Raw genomic sequence first — 14,524 nt, 5'->3', positions numbered from 1 at the left:
TCTTAAGATTTTGTGAATCCAGATTCAATAACAAAGGGGCTTGCAAGGTGCAATCTCCCTTCATCCAGATAGTTGTATATTTTGTTGAGCAAAATTACGTCTCTTGATATTTTGAAGCCCGATGTTTCAGTATAGTGCTGAGCTACGGGCTTTATGAAGGCTACTTTTTTATTTCTCTCTTTGAAGTAGTTGAAAAGCCCTATGGAAACTGAAGTTTTACCCACATTCCTTCCCGATGAAGCAATGAAGAGAACGGTCTTTCTCATAAGTATCTTCCTAAAAATTTTAATAAATCGGTGAGATTTTCAAAAATGAAATCGGGTTTTATTTCCGATCTCTCCAAATCCTCTCTTTTCGTCTCTCCTGTGAGGACGAGCATGGAAGTTATTCCAAAGTCTTTCCCTGTTTTGATATCCGTTGTAAGCCTGTCTCCTATGATTGCGGTCTCTTCTGGAAATGCATTCATCAAATCCATAGCCTTGGTAAAGAAGTATCTACTGGGTTTTCCAGGTATGAAGTCGGGAATTTGTCCCGTTGCTTCTTTAAGAAGCGCTATAAAGGAACCCACATCGGGGATGAAACCATTTTCAATGGGACAGATGTTATCAGGGTGTGTGGCAATGTAAACCCCCTTTTTATTTTTAAGGATTTCTGTAGCCTTTTCAAGTTTTTTAAAATTCAGTGTGGTATCAAAGGCCAAGACCAGATTCCTGCTCTTTAAGTTAAATTTGATCCCGTAGGTTTCAAATTCCCTTATGGTGCTTTTCGTACCAATGATGTATGCCTCCTTTATGCCCATTTCCTTTAGATACATCGCAGTGGCTTTGCCAGATGTGAAGATGTTTTCGGAACCAACGGGTAACCCAAGTTGTCTGAGAAACCTGAGGTAAGCAAAACTGCTTTTAGAAGAATTATTGGTAAGGATGAGAAATTTTTTCCCGTGACTTTTCAATTCTTGGAGTAGTTCAATCGCTCCATCCAGGACCCTTTTGCCCAAGATCAGAGTTCCGTCAAGGTCTATTAAAAAATAGTTGAATTTTTTCACGACTTTATTATAGTTTTACTCCTTTGGAAAATAAAAAGGGGCCCCTCACGGGGCCCCCTTTAGATTTCAGATCACAGGTTTTAGAAGCTAAAATGTAAGTCCATAACCAGCTTGTTATTGTCAACTGGGGTACCTTCTTCCAGGTTCAGGTTGAAGTAAGTCAATAGCCTTATGTACTTGCTAAAGCCGACATTAAATCCTACCCAAAGTTCCTGCGTTTTGTCATCGGCGGTTGTGTCGTTGGGCTCAAGCATTCCGTACTTTACTGCTGGGCAAAGGTAGTGGCCTTTCATGGGGAGGTCGAACTTCTTGTAGGCTTGTACATAAAACCCATAAGACTTGAAGTTGTCACCCTCTTTTTCACGGGCAATGTAATTCCCTTCAATATTTAAGACTGGGTGTTTGAGGGCAAGATACCCTTCATAGAGTTTGTACCATCCACCGATGTATCCCTTATAGTAACTTCCTCCGACCGAAAGCATCTCAATTGGTTTGATGGAAATGTTTCCGACATAACCTTTATTTAATGTGGGATCGTTTTCAAGGAGGGCAGCCTTTAACTCAGTGTAAGGTATTTTTACGATTGCCATCACCCCACCATCTGCTCCTACTCCGAGACCTGTAAAGAGTTTTGTGGCACCGGTAAGATATGGGGTTATGTTGTTTGCCGGGAAGGGCTGGAATTCATGACTGAATGGTACCTTAAAGAGCCCCAGTCGTAGGATAACATGGGGGATGTGTTTTAAGTCAGCGTAAGCATAGCGTACCTTCCCCGTGACGAGATCTGGCTCAATTCTAAAGAAGAGTTTATCGGTTAGTTTTCCTGTGAATTTTACCCTTACGTAAGGAAGAGTCAAGAGACCGTAGTTCCCAGATGTGCCGTCCATTGTGTACTCATACACCATGTGGGCATATCCGGAGATATCAATTTTTCCGCATTTACAATCTGTTCCGCCCATCTGGGCGATAAGGAGTAACATAGATAATAGGTGCATAAAAACCTCCTTTTTAGTGCTATAATTTTATAAACTTTAGATTAGAGGCAGTCAAGTTTTGCAGGCTATTCGATTTGAACTCCTATTCTCCCCCAATTGCGAGTATAGGGTGGGCAACTTAGAGCATACCAATTCTCGCTGGCTCAGTATCCAATCTCTTTAATGAATCCGGATTTGTGTCTCCACTTTTCACTTACTTTAACCCAAAGTTCTAAATAGACCGGACGCCCGAGAAAAGCTTCAATCTCCTTTCGGCTTACCGTCCCCAGTTTCTTTATTTTTTCGCCATTTTTCCCAATTATAATTTTCTTCTGGCTATCCTTTTCTACGTGGATAATTGCCCTGATGTAGTCCTTACCGCCGTGCTTTTCATCCTGTTCCTGGAATTCCTCAATTTCCACCGCTGCTGAATATGGTATTTCTTCCCCATACAAAAGAAACAATTTTTCCCTTATAATCTCCTGTACTAAAAATCTTTCGTTTCTGTCGGTTATCGCGTCTTCAGGGTAAAAGGGTGGAGATTCAGGTAATAGATCTACAATCTTCTCGAGGGTTACGTCCAAGTTTACATTTTTCAAAACGCTTACAGGGATGATTTCCCTGAAGGTTTCTGTCTTTGCGTAGGCATCAATAACGGGAAGAACCAGTTTTTTATCAATAGTGTCAATCTTGTTGATAAGGAGTATCGCAGGTTTACCTGACTCCTTTATCTTGTTAACAATCTGCATATCCAATTCATCGGGCTTTTCAGGCTCGGCTATCATAACTATCACATCCGCATCCTCAATGGCTTCGAAGGCCCTTTTTAATAACCATTTATCCAGTTCGTGCCTTGGCTTTTCCATAATTCCCGGTGTATCCAAGAAAAGAATCTGGTAGTTCTCTCCGTTTAAGATTCCGAGAATTTTGTGTCTCGTTGTCTGCGGTTTTGGACTGATGGCTGAAAGTTTGAACCGGATCATCGTGTTGAGAAAGGTGGATTTCCCCACGTTGGGTTTACCCACCACGGCAACATAACCTGCCTTAAATTTCTCTCTGGAACTGGCATCCAACTTCTACATACCTCCTTTTCGCTTTTATGCTTGGTAAGTAATTCCCCTGAACGTCAAAAAGGTTTACAACCTTTAAATAAGGGTTAAAGTTTTTAAAGATTTTGAAAAGAACCTCTAAGTTAAGCATATTGAACACTTCCTGGTGGTTTCTTATGTTAAAGCATAAGGCCAGGTCATAGTACTTTTCCCTAAGATAGAGAACAGCGGTGAGGGTATCTTTAATCACCGAATAAGGGCTCTGAAAGTGGGTGTAAAAGAGGTTAAAATTGTCGCTGCCAAAACCAAAGTTGTAAATATTTTCCGTGAAATCTCCCGCTTCCAAGGGTAACAAGGTGGAAGGATTTTGAACGGATGCGTGGCTGAATTGGCGCCTCTCGTAGCTAAAATAAAAGGGATTAAGGGTGAGTGCCGTTTTAAACGCTGTAAATTTTGATAGCTTTCTGCTGAGGAGTAAACTGTCGAAGGGCACGTACTCTGAATGTGCCCATAGACCGTAATAATAATCACTCCTGTCCAACTTCAATTCTACCGATGCGTCTTTAAGGGCAAAATTCAAAAAAAGGGCATTGAGGGTATTCTCTTTAACCTGCATCCCTATGTATCCATGTGGCATGAGCCAGGTGATTCCAAAACACACCTTTTGCTTTCTGTCCACACGACTTATGAGCAGGTAGGGTACTATAGCGTCTTTTATTTTAAAACCCAAGGTTGCGTAAGAAGTTGCATAAAACTTAAACTTCGCCTCTCTCAACAAGGGAAAGTAATCAGTCCAGTTTTTTACTTTATAAGAGAAAAAGAAATATTCAGATATAAGAGATGCTTCCAGGGAGTCCTCGATGCTGATGAATTTTCCGTACTCCAGCTCCTTTACCCCTGCTATAAGGTTAAAGTAGCCTTTTTCCAGGCTAAAATCCATCACAGTTTTAACCAGCTTTCCATCGGGCCCTTTAGCAGGCAAGAGTGTTCTCTTAATGTTTCCCCATGGAAATTTAATCTCAAGGGTGGTGTTTGAGAGAAAGAGATGGTAAGTTTTAGGTTCTTTTAGTTGAGTAATTTCTTTTCTTTGAGTAAAAAGGGATTCTGGTGGCCTATAGATGAGCGATTCTGGAATTTCAAAGGGTATCTCTAATAAGAGAAAGGGTATTAGCAGAAGTTTCATTTTTCCAGTTCTTTTTTAGTTAAAACAAATGAGAACATCCCGAAGATCAGGTTTGGAGTCCAGAGGGCTATATAGGGATTGAAGAGGCTCCTACGGGCAGTCTGCTGACCTGCCAAAAGAAGAATGTAGTAGATGATAAAGAAAAAGAAAGAGACACCAAGGGCTGAACCATACCCGGAGAATTTAAACCTCAGAGCAATGGGGAAAGCAAGGAATACAAAGACGATGGAGGCAAAGGATAGGGCAAATCTTGTATTTATTTCAGCCAAAATGGTATTTATACGTCTTCTAACAAAATTTCGAGAGATTTTGTCGTTTTTCGGGTAGTTTACTAACTCCTTCCTGGCGTCGCGGATTTCTTTAAGGAGGGTGAAGTAATTCTTTTCCCTGTCGGATCTGTAAACCACGTCTCTGTAAAAGCTTCCCTCCTCAACTTTCAACACCAGTACATCTTTCTTAAAGCTTGCCCTTCTTAGTTGCTCCTTCTTTTCCCCCTTAACCTCAAGAAACTCTCCATTCAAGAGTTCTAAAATCAGGCTTCCCCCCGTGGTTGAGCGAATCTTTCCTTCCTTGGCAGAAATAAAACGAACCCCATCCCTCTTAATTTCTTGTATTTTTACGTCTTTCAATATACTTGTTTTTTCATCCTTTGAGGCCGCGTAAATCAAATAATTTTCAATTTTGTTGAAGTACCCAGGTTCTATCTCTATTGCAGGTTTTTTAATCCTTATCTCGTATAGTGTCTTCTTCATGCGGTAATTAGTTTCAGGCAAGATAAACAAATTGAAGATGAGATTTAAAAAAGCAATGATTACCATAATGAGCCCCAATTTATTTAGCACCACTTTGAGATCTATCCCCGAACTCCTAAGACATAATATCTCATTGTTCCCTGCACTTCTACCGAAAGTTAGAAGGCCTGCAACGAGGAAAGACATGGGTATTGTCATATTCATAATGAAGGGCAGGGTATAGGCAATTAGTTTCACTACCGTTGGGAAGGGAACACCTTTTCTAATGAGAAGGTCCATAAGCTGGAAGACGGTGTTTACCAAAAGTATTAGGGTAAGAGCAAAGACCGAACCAGCGAAGGAAAGGAGCAAGTTTTTTATGAGGTAAGAGTCAATCTTTTTCACTTTTTCAGACCAATGAAAAGGTTTAAAAGGAGTGTGAGAAGGATAGACAAAAGTATGCTGGTTCCGATGGGGATGAAAACGGTGAGGTTAGGTTTCCTTATGATGATGTCACCGGGAATCCGAAACTTTAGATTTTCAACTAAAGCCAGAACAAGGCCAAGTATGATGAAAAGAATACCTACTTGAATTAGAAATTTTCCCATAAACTTCATCTCTGCCAGTAATATTATTTTAAAGCATTAAGTGGCAACTATTTCGAGGAAATCACTGATACCTATAACCTGAAAGTGGATATGGGGATAAACTTTATAACTTATTTTGTCAGTTTTTCCTCCTTACGGTGTTAAATTTTAAAATTTTATTCAAAGCCCTTAGGATCATCGTCACTGCTTATTTAAATGGGATAGACCTCGTTACGCCGATTTTTTCCGATATGCAGAGTTGTATATCCTCTTTAGTTCCATTAGAGAAACGGGAGAAAGCTTAGCAGGATTTTTCCAAAAGGTTTTCCTACCTGGTCTACTGAGTTCAAATGAATAAGAGAACGAGCATTTTGCATAAATTCCAATTTTTGTAACATATTGAGCCTGTCAACAGCAATAAATTTTAACCTCCAACTATCTCCTTTAACTCTTTGAATTCCTTAAAACTTCTCACTTCTTGGGGGGTAATACCTCCGCCCTCAGGATATTTCCGTTTCGGCTACATCTTGGTTATAAAATTTTAAATTGTCAAAAGAACATCATCGTAGAGTTTCACATTGCCACCCTTTATCACTCTGCAAAATCTACCCCACCTTGAAACTGCGTAGGGCTTACCCTCATCTACAAATTCTTCCTTACCAATTTGGAGAATTTCCAGCTCTGCTTCGCCAATGCGAAGGTGCTTTCCGGGGAGTAGAATATATTCAGGAATGCCGATAATGGTGATATTCTCAGTTAGTTCGTCAATAGGAAAGGTGAATTTTTCCTTTGGGACTTTGGATAGGGCTTCCATAGGAAAAATCGATACCTCCCTTTGTGTTCCTGCGTGAACGTCACCCTCAACCCCAAAATTTTCTACGAGTCTTATGCTTTCAACTTTATCCTTTAATCCCTTTTTGTCCGATTTACCAAGGTAAACCACCTTACCTTTGAATTCAAAATCCAGTTTTACATGACCCGATTTACCACCTTCTTTTTCTAAAAGTCTTAAATCGGTTATCTTCATCCTACGGTCATACCTTTTAAGCATATCGTAAAAGTTAAGGGCTGCCATTCCGCAGGCCATCAGAGCCTCCATCTCGGCCCCTGTTCTGTCAACGCACTCTACTTGGGAGTAAATCTCAATAATACCTTCTTCGTAGAGTTTGGTCTCTAACTTCGCAGACGTAACTCTTATCGGATGACAAAAAGGAAGGATTTGTGCAGTAAATTTTGTTCCTGAAAGTCCAACAAGTTTTGAAGCCTCAACGGGGTCACCCTTTTCAATTCTACCTTCTTTTATGAGCCTGATCGTTTCTTTTTCTACCATTAACCTGGCCATTGCCCTGGCCTTTCTGTGAGTTTCCTGCTTTTCAGAAACATTGACCATCTTCATAGTTTCCCCCTTTTCTCGTATTGTAAAATTTTAAGGGCGAAGAAAAGAAAACTCTCACCCTTACTTCACTTTAATCATTCCAAATAAACGTTGGGTTTGGCTTAAAATTTTATTGTGAAAAAAGGGTTTGATGTTTTTATCGGAATATTTTCCCTCATAGGAATAGTTGTTTTTGCTATTCCTGGGCTTTTTCTACTTTTTTCGGCCAGCCCCGTTTCCGTTTTTAATGCTCTTAAAGATCCAGAGTTTTTAAATTCCGTAAAGGTTTCTTTTCTTTCTGCTACCCTTTCAATACTCTTGATCCTTGTTGTGGGCACTCCCCTTGCCTATCTTCTTTCGAGGAGAAGTTTTCCCCTAAAGGGAATCCTTGAAAATCTTTTAGAACTCCCCGTGGCGATCCCACATTCTGTTGCAGGTATTGCAATTCTAAACTTCTTTGGAAGAGCAACTTTTATGGGGAAATTTTTAAGTTTTTTGGGGCTTGAGGTTTACGGGACCGTTACCGGAATAGTTGTGGCGATGGCCTTTGTAAGCGCCCCTTATTTTTTAGGGAGTTTGAAAGAGGGATTGAAGCAGTTGCCGGAAGAGTATGAAAAGATTTCCTATTCTCTTGGGCGGGGAAGATTTTACACCTTTTTTAGAGTACTTTTGCCCATGACGAGGGGCCACCTTTTTAAGGGGATCATCCTCTCCTGGGGAAGGGCGGTGTCGGAATTTGGGGCGGTTATGGTGGTCGCTTATTTTCCTATGACCTCTACCGTTTTCGTTTACGAGAGACTGGAAAGCCTCGGGCTTAAGGCAACTTTGCCCTATGCGGTTTTGCTCTTTTTGATGACAGGCGCCTTATTTTTGCTTTTGAGGGTGTTTTGGGGAAGATATGCTGAAAGTAAAGGATTTGAAGGTTAAAAAGGGGGACTTTTTCCTCGATATCCCCGAATTTGAAATGGAAACCCATGAAATGGTTAGCATTCTCGGACCTTCGGGGAGCGGGAAGACAACTTTTCTTGAGGCGTTAATGGGATTTACGAAACTTCAGACTGGAAAAATCTACCTCTATGGAAACGATATTACCAAGCTGCCACCTTGGGAAAGAGATATCGCCATCGTTTATCAATCCCCTTACCTTTTTCCACACCTCACTGTTAAGGAAAATCTTCTCTTTGGCTTAAAAGCCTGTGAAATGTTCGTAAACAATCTGGCGGAGCGTCTTAAGATTTCCGACCTCCTTGACCGCTATCCCCACCAGCTTTCTGCGGGGCAGAGGCAGAGAATTTCCATAATAAGGGCTATAGCCACAAGACCTCTTCTCCTTTTAATGGATGAACCTTTTAACTTCCTTGATCCGACAAACAAAGAAGATCTTCGAATTTTAATTAAAGAAATCAGGGAAATTTTCCTTTTACCCATCATTCTTGTCACCCATGACCTGGAGGAAGCAATCTATTATTCTGACCGTATCGGTATCCTTGAGAATGGAAGGCTGATAGGCTATTCAAAGCCTTACGAACTCATTAAATCTCCACCCAACGATTTCGTGGCGAGTTTTTTGGGGAAGGCAAATTTCATACCTGTGAAAAGAAAGGGCGAGAGGTACTTTGCTAATGGTAATGAGATTTTTCTTCCAAGGGAGGTGGAGAGGGAGAGCTTTGTGGTGATGTTGAGGCCCCAAGACATAATTTTAAGCGAAACCGAACCAGCCCATTCCAGTGCGAGAAACCACTTTAAGGCGAGGGTGGTGGAGGTTGTTGCAGGAAGTAAGGTAAATGAAGTAAAACTGGAGGTAGGAAACATTCAGATTTCTGCATATGTTACCGATGCTTCAAAAGAGGAACTTCAGCTCGCACCAGGAAAGGAAGTTTACGCGATTTTTAAAGCAACAGCCCTTCACATTTTTGACTAATTGGAATATAATAATTTCATGATGAGAGAGGCACGGTTTTACACCAAATTGGAAAATAACAAAGTTCAATGCCACCTTTGTAGGCACAATTGCATAATAAGTGAAGGGAGATTTGGTATTTGCGGGGTTAGAAAGAACGAGAAAGGCACTCTTTATACTCTCGTTTACAACTATCCCGTTGCCATCAACGTTGACCCTATTGAAAAAAAACCCCTTTATCACTTCTTGCCAGGCTCAAGGGCTCTCTCCATAGCCACAGTGGGTTGCAATTTCAGTTGTAAATTCTGCCAGAATTATGATATTGCTCAGGCACCTAAATATGGTGAAATCTTTGGTGAACATGTTCCACGAGAAACGGTGGTTGCGCTCGCTGAAAAATACAGATGCGAATCGATTTCTTATACCTATACAGAACCCACAATCTTTTACGAATATGCTTATGATATCGCGGTTCTTGCGAAGAGTAAGGGGATTAAGAATACCTTTGTTACTAACGGTTATATTGAGGAGGATCCTCTAAAAGAGATAGCACCCTTTTTGGATAGTGCGAATATCGATCTGAAGAGTTTTCGTAAAGAATTTTATGCGAAGATTGTGGGAGCCCGGCTTGATCAGGTTCTTGAAAGCATTAAACTTTACTTCAAAATGGGCATATGGATTGAGCTTACAACCCTTATCATCCCAGGTTATAACGATAGCGAAGAGGAACTCAGAGATATTGCGAGGTTTATTAAAAAGGAACTTGCACAATATGTCCCTTGGCACGTTTCTCGCTTTTACCCTCATTACAAAATGTCAAACGTTCCCCCTACGCCAGTGAAAAAGGTACTAAGAGCAAGGGAGATAGGCCTTAAAGAGGGCCTTCTTTACGTTTACGCCGGAAATATTCCCGGTGATGAAGGAAACGACACTTACTGTCCCAATTGTAAAAGGGTTGTGATACGGAGGAAAGGGTTCTGGGTTGTGGAGAATCACGCTCGGGGCGGGATCTGTGAATACTGTGGTTCAAGAGTTCATGGTATTTTTTAAATCTTTCATAGAAACTTTAAAATTCACACATGGAGTTCCTTAAGCTCGCAAGAAGAGAGGAAATTTACAGGAAATACTTTCCGATTTTTAAATCCCTTGGAACAAAACAGGTTTCCATCTTTGACTCTGCTGGATACTTTTTGGCTGAGGATATCATTGCACCTGAAAACGTTCCCTATTTCCCCAGAAGCACCGTCGATGGATACGCCGTAAGGGCTGAGGATACCATTGGCGCCTCCGCAGAAAATCCGGTTTTACTGAAAATCAAAGGTGAAATACCGATGGCAGAAAAACCTGAAATTCTAATCGAGCCAGGCACAGCAGTGAAGATATGGACGGGTGGATGGCTGCCGGAGGGCGCTAATGCGGTAGTGATGCTGGAAAATGCCTCGCTAACGGGAGAATTTGTAGAAGTTTACAGACCAGTGGGAGCCGGCGAGAATGTCATTAAGGTGGGTGATGATGTGAAAAAGGGTGAGGTTATTATCCTGAAAGGGAAGAGGCTAAGACCTCAGGAAGTAGGCATTTTACAAACCTTTGGACTTCTTGAAGTTAAAGTCCGTCGTAAACCCAGGGTACTTCTTATCCCCACAGGTAATGAACTGGTAGAACCGTGGCAGGAACCAAAGGATGGAAAGATAAGGGAGACCAATTCAAGCACGGTAATTGCATTAATAAAGGAGTATTGTGAATTAGTGAAAAGACACCCCATAATTAGAGATAGCAAAGGCGAACTCTATGAAGTTTTAAGAAGAAGCATGGCGGATTATGACTTAATTCTGATTTCTGGTGGGAGTTCTAAAGGAAGCGGTGATTTTGCGGTAAGTGCGATTGAAGAGTTTGAAGGTTCTGAAATCCTCTACCACGGAGTTTACATAAGCCCAGGTAAGCCTACTATTTTTGCAAGAGTTATGGAAAAACCCATAATCGGACTTCCTGGACACCCGGTATCTTCCTTTGTTTCAACCTATTTATTTGTCATTCCTTTCCTTAAGTATTTGCAAGGAGATAAGGATTTTTCCCCGAAGCCTGCGGGGTACCTGACCGCAGGGCGGGATATACCCTCAAAGGCCGGGAGGGAGGAGTGGATAAGGGTTAGAAGGGATGGTGATTACCTTTATCCCCTATTTTCTGAATCGGGCATCCTTTCAAGTCTTGTAAAATCCGATGGACTTGTGAGGATACCAGAGGAAATGGAAGGCATTCACAAAGATTCAAAAGTGGAGTTTTATCCGCTATGAGAAAGTATTTTTTAAAACGCACAGAGCCTGAAGAAGCCAAAAAGGTAATATTTGAAACTTTAAAAAAACTTTTAACACCGGGCAGGATTGGTACCGAACACATCCCTGTGGTAAATGGTTCTGGTCGGATTCTGGCGAAAAGTCTGAGAGCAAAGTTTCCCGTACCGAGGGAATACCTTTCCGCCATGGATGGAATTGCAACGAGGGCGGATCTGACTAAAGGTGCATCGCCTTCAAATCCGATTGTAATTAAAGAAGGTGATTATGTCCCTATAAACACTGGAAATTTGATCCCTGAAGGTTTTGATTGCGTCATTCGAAGAGAAGATTACTGGGAGGAAGGTTCTTCGGTAATCGTAAGAACTCCCCACCAGAGGTATCAGAATGTAAGAATCCCGGGGGAGGACGTCCTTCCCTTCGACCTTATTGCAGAAAACTGGCGTATTATTGATGGTAAGATCATTGCCCTTGCCCTCCAGGCAGGTGTTGAAGAGGTTGAAGTTTTAAGACCACTGGTGGCTCTCTTTATTCCCACAGGTAATGAGTTGTTGAAACCGGGAAGTGAATATCAAAGAGGCAAGGTTTACGAAACCAACTCCTTCATTTTTGCAGATATCTTGAAAAAATTGGGGATAATTGTGAAGGTCCACGACGTTGTTCCCGACAAGCCTACGGAGCTGGAAAGGGTTTTTGAAGAGGCTTCTAAGTATTACCATATGGTCTTTGTCTGCGGTGGCACTTCCGCGGGTGAATATGACTTTACCGCCCAGATTTTGAAAGAAAAAGGGGAACTTTTAATTCATGGTCTCAATTTGAGGCCCGGCAAACCTTTTGTTTTCGGTGTCCTTGACCACACTCCATTCTTTGGCGTTCCGGGGTATCCCGGCGCGGCTCTTTTTTCCTATGAGTACGTTGTATTACCCGTTTTGAAGGATTTTCTTGGATATATTGAGGGTTCGGCTACTCTGCAGGCTAAGGCTGGTAGAAAAATTTCAGCCAGTGAAGGTGAAGACCATCTATTTAGTGTCGTCGTTTCAAAGGTGGAATCTGATTATTGCTTTTATCCGATCAAGCAAGGCTCCGGACCCCTTTCGCCCTTTATAAGGCGAAGCGGATACGTGGTTGTAGAAAAGGGCCTTGAGGGATTAGAAGAGAACACCTTCAAGAAAGTTTACCTTACTGTTAGAAAAGACCTGGTTGACAAAAGTATCCTTTTTGTTGGGAGTCACGACCTCTCCGTGGACATCTTGAAAGAAATCCTCTGGAGAGAGTGGAGAGTTCCTCTCAATATTGTAAACGCTGGAAGTTTGGGAGGTATGAACGCTATTAGAAAGGGTGCCGCTCATATCGCTGGTGTTCATCTCTTAGATGAAAAGGATGGAACTTATAATATAAGTTTTGCGAAGGCTCTTGAACTTAAAAACTTCACTTTATTGCCATTCTTAAAGCGGGAGCAGGGATTTCTCGTAAGGGAGGAATTTGAAGGTAAAATAAAGAGTTTCAAAGATATCAGAGAGATGGAGTTGACCTTTGTCACCCGCCAGCGGGGCTCGGGGACGAGAATTCTGACCGATTACCTTTTGAAATTAGAGGGAATAGACCCATCGGAAATAAAGGGTTATGGAAACGACGTTCTGAACCATTTGGAGGTTGGGCACTACGTTAAAATGGGCATTGCGGATGTAGGCGTTGGAATAAAGCCTATTGCAAAACTTCTTGGCCTTTCCTTTATTCCCATTGCTGAAGAGGAGTATGATCTTTTAATTTTCAAGGATTTTTTAAGAGATGACCGCTTTCATTACCTCTCACTTGCCATAAGGAGCAAAGAGTTCATGGAGGAAATTACCATCCTTGGCGGATACAAACATGTCTTTTCGGAGGTTCCGAAGCTTGAAGGATAGATACGGTAGGGAAATTGAGTACGTGAGAATCTCCATTACAGATAGGTGCAACCTTAAGTGTTTCTACTGCTCAAATTTCAGGCAGTTTGTTCCCTTGAAGCACTCGGAAATCCTTACTTACGAGGAAATTCTCAGGCTAATTCAGATTTTGACTGAATTTGGCATAAAGAAGGTACGGATTACCGGTGGTGAGCCTCTTGTCAGGAAGGGCGTGGGTGAATTTCTGAAGGAGATTAAGAAGATAGGAGGGGTGGAAAGGCTTACACTCACGACGAACGGCACTTTACTTACAAGGTATATAGATGACATAAGTGAGGCAAAGGTTGACAGTGTAAACGTTAGTCTTGATAGTTTAAAGGAGAATACTTTTGCGAAAATTACGGGTCTTCCAAGATTACCGGTTGTCGTCGAAGGAATAAAGGCTTTAAAGGCCAGAGGTATCCAGGTAAAAATGAACACGGTTTACACCGCCCTGAATATCGATGAAGTTGAAGAGCTGGTTCATTTTGCTTTAAAGATGCAGATTCCCTTAAGATTTATTGAACTTATGCCCTTTGGGAGTGGCTGGGAAAACTATTACGTACCCGAGGCAGAACTCATTGAAAGGCTCGGCAAGTTGGGGCCGATGGAAGAAATGGGGAAAAGGCTGGGAGACGGCCCTGCCAGGTATATTAAATTAAATTTGGGTGGGGAAGATGTCGTAATTGGCCTTATCGCAGCAATGTCACACAAGTTCTGTGATTATTGTAACCGAATAAGAATTACTGCGGACGGCAAACTCTTGCCCTGTATGGCCTCCCGTTTAAACTACGATCTTAAGGAAATTCTTCGAAACGGTGATGAGGAAAAGCTTAGGGAAACAATAAGATGGGCAATTTATTACAAGCCTTTAGGTCACAACCTCCGGAAGGAGGCACCCAACGAAATGAGAAGGATGGGGGGGTAAGATGGACATAAAAAATAGTGTGTTAAAACTAATAATTTTTGGCTTGCTACTTGCGAGCAGTTGCAGCCAAAAACCCCGCATGCGCTTCACTGAAAAATGGAGAGGAAACGCGGTAGAGAGCTGGAGGAGTTCTAAAATAAGCCTTACATACGAAGAATTTGATGAAGATGAACTGGGGAGGTACTTTGTTTTAATGATAAGGGGAAATCTCCCTCTTGGTGAAATCAACCTTAAAGCCATCAAAATAGAGGATAACGGGGAAAGAGAAACCGCAGCGATATTTCCTGATAAAATAGAAAATGACGATCCCAAAGCAGACTTCTTTGCCTTAAGGGTTCGTTCTCTTCTTACAAAAGAGGACATAAAAGCGAACTTAAAGGAGTTTTTCGGCTCTCTTTTAGACTCAGATTTTACCCTCAGAGACCTCAGAGCATTCTCCAAGGGCAAATTCTACATTTATCTGGAAAAGAACGGCGAAGAAATAGTAGGTAGCGAAGTCACAATAAAGTAAAAATTTGCACTAAAATGCAATATGGAATTTT

The 14,524-nt window shown here is 41.6% G+C and carries 15 protein-coding genes; 7 read left to right on the top strand and 8 right to left on the bottom strand.

Going from position 1 to position 14,524, the window contains the following annotated elements:
• Positions 1 to 2: 2 nt before the first annotated feature.
• From QMD82_02295 to moaC, 8 genes are all read right to left on the bottom strand, one after another.
• Entirely contained in the window at positions 3 to 266 is a 264-nt protein-coding gene (locus QMD82_02295; protein MDI6850753.1) for an AAA family ATPase, read from the bottom strand.
• The gene (locus tag QMD82_02290; GenBank protein ID MDI6850752.1) at positions 263 to 1,045 is read right to left on the bottom strand and encodes an HAD-IIA family hydrolase; all 783 of its coding nucleotides are present in this window, start codon (positions 1,043 to 1,045) and stop codon (positions 263 to 265) included. Before QMD82_02290 ends, QMD82_02295 begins: the two co-directional genes overlap by 4 nt.
• A gap of 80 nt (positions 1,046 to 1,125) precedes the next feature.
• Complete coding sequence (locus QMD82_02285; GenBank protein ID MDI6850751.1) at positions 1,126 to 2,040, bottom strand: hypothetical protein; 915 nt, start codon at positions 2,038 to 2,040, stop codon at positions 1,126 to 1,128.
• Positions 2,041 to 2,183: 143 nt separating this feature from the next.
• Complete coding sequence (gene era / locus QMD82_02280; GenBank protein MDI6850750.1) at positions 2,184 to 3,092, bottom strand: GTPase Era; 909 nt, start codon at positions 3,090 to 3,092, stop codon at positions 2,184 to 2,186.
• Complete coding sequence (locus QMD82_02275) at positions 3,064 to 4,251, bottom strand: hypothetical protein (protein ID MDI6850749.1); 1,188 nt, start codon at positions 4,249 to 4,251, stop codon at positions 3,064 to 3,066. The genes era and QMD82_02275 overlap by 29 nt, the downstream gene beginning before the upstream one ends.
• A complete protein-coding gene (locus QMD82_02270) occupies positions 4,248 to 5,387 on the bottom strand; it encodes an LptF/LptG family permease (protein MDI6850748.1) in 1,140 nt (379 codons plus the stop codon). Before QMD82_02270 ends, QMD82_02275 begins: the two co-directional genes overlap by 4 nt.
• Positions 5,384 to 5,590 (bottom strand): DUF2905 family protein, encoded by a 207-nt coding sequence (locus QMD82_02265; protein ID MDI6850747.1) that lies wholly within the window; start codon positions 5,588 to 5,590, stop codon positions 5,384 to 5,386. The genes QMD82_02270 and QMD82_02265 overlap by 4 nt, the downstream gene beginning before the upstream one ends.
• Before the next feature lie 520 nt (positions 5,591 to 6,110).
• Positions 6,111 to 6,986: a cyclic pyranopterin monophosphate synthase MoaC gene (moaC, locus tag QMD82_02260; GenBank protein MDI6850746.1), complete on the bottom strand. Its 876-nt coding sequence runs from the start codon at positions 6,984 to 6,986 to the stop codon at positions 6,111 to 6,113.
• Positions 6,987 to 7,079: 93 nt separating this feature from the next.
• Here moaC and QMD82_02255 point away from each other — a divergent pair, with 93 nt between their 5' ends.
• From QMD82_02255 to QMD82_02225, 7 genes are read left to right on the top strand one after another with little or no spacing between them, the layout of a single operon-like run.
• Positions 7,080 to 7,871: an ABC transporter permease gene (locus tag QMD82_02255; protein ID MDI6850745.1), complete on the top strand. Its 792-nt coding sequence runs from the start codon at positions 7,080 to 7,082 to the stop codon at positions 7,869 to 7,871.
• Positions 7,843 to 8,865: an ABC transporter ATP-binding protein gene (locus tag QMD82_02250; protein MDI6850744.1), complete on the top strand. Its 1,023-nt coding sequence runs from the start codon at positions 7,843 to 7,845 to the stop codon at positions 8,863 to 8,865. The genes QMD82_02255 and QMD82_02250 overlap by 29 nt, the downstream gene beginning before the upstream one ends.
• A gap of 18 nt (positions 8,866 to 8,883) precedes the next feature.
• Positions 8,884 to 9,894, top strand: a complete 1,011-nt coding sequence (amrS, locus tag QMD82_02245) for an AmmeMemoRadiSam system radical SAM enzyme (GenBank protein ID MDI6850743.1) — start codon at positions 8,884 to 8,886, stop codon at positions 9,892 to 9,894.
• 29 nt (positions 9,895 to 9,923) lie between these two features.
• On the top strand, positions 9,924 to 11,135 hold the full coding sequence (locus QMD82_02240; protein ID MDI6850742.1) for a molybdopterin molybdotransferase MoeA: 1,212 nt from the start codon (positions 9,924 to 9,926) through the stop codon (positions 11,133 to 11,135).
• On the top strand, positions 11,132 to 13,036 hold the full coding sequence (locus tag QMD82_02235) for a molybdopterin biosynthesis protein (GenBank protein ID MDI6850741.1): 1,905 nt from the start codon (positions 11,132 to 11,134) through the stop codon (positions 13,034 to 13,036). The genes QMD82_02240 and QMD82_02235 overlap by 4 nt, the downstream gene beginning before the upstream one ends.
• A complete protein-coding gene (moaA, locus tag QMD82_02230; GenBank protein MDI6850740.1) occupies positions 13,026 to 13,982 on the top strand; it encodes a GTP 3',8-cyclase MoaA in 957 nt (318 codons plus the stop codon). Before QMD82_02235 ends, moaA begins: the two co-directional genes overlap by 11 nt.
• Before the next feature lies 1 nt (position 13,983).
• On the top strand, positions 13,984 to 14,493 hold the full coding sequence (locus tag QMD82_02225; GenBank protein MDI6850739.1) for a hypothetical protein: 510 nt from the start codon (positions 13,984 to 13,986) through the stop codon (positions 14,491 to 14,493).
• Positions 14,494 to 14,524 lie beyond the last annotated feature (31 nt).

The sequence above is a fragment of the bacterium genome (assembly GCA_030019025.1).
In the GTDB taxonomy this organism is placed as follows: Bacteria; Hydrothermota; Hydrothermia; order UBA1063; family UBA1063; genus UBA1063.
Note: the sequence above shows the minus strand (reverse complement) of the source record. Positions and strands in the feature narration are given on the sequence as shown.